This window comes from Clostridium polyendosporum (genome assembly GCF_018332455.1).
In the GTDB taxonomy this organism is placed as follows: Bacteria; Bacillota; Clostridia; order Clostridiales; family Clostridiaceae; genus Clostridium_AY; species Clostridium_AY polyendosporum.
In genome coordinates this window covers 1-366 of record NZ_BOPZ01000090.1, presented here as the reverse complement: position 1 = coordinate 366, position 366 = coordinate 1, and the positions used below count along the sequence as shown (strand labels likewise).

1 protein-coding gene is annotated in these 366 nt (G+C 30.3%); it reads right to left on the bottom strand.

Features of this window, described 5'->3' with window-relative positions:
- Positions 1–366 (bottom strand): transposase (locus tag CPJCM30710_RS17535; protein ID WP_212905403.1); only part of this gene is annotated, 366 nt, incomplete at both ends.

Genomic DNA, 366 nt, shown 5'->3' with positions numbered 1-366 from the left:
CTTATCAAAGTCATAGATAAACTTACTTTTACTAAACATTCCTTTTTTATGAGGAGACCTTCTATAAGCAATAACAGCATTTATTTTTCTATTTGCTAATCCTTTAAATATAGAGTTAGTAAAATAGCCTGCATCTAAACCATGATATTTTGGTTTAATCTTAAAAGTTTCATTTATTCTATCTAATCTTTTTAGTATTGGCTCGCTGTCGCTTACGTTACCAGGGGTAACATGTACATCTACTATAATATTATTTTTACTATCTACAGTTCTATGGTCTAAGTAGAAAAAACCTTCTGGCTTATTGTCTCTCATCATATATCCGCTGTCAGAATCGGTTGTACTTTTCTTAATCTCCTTTGTTTC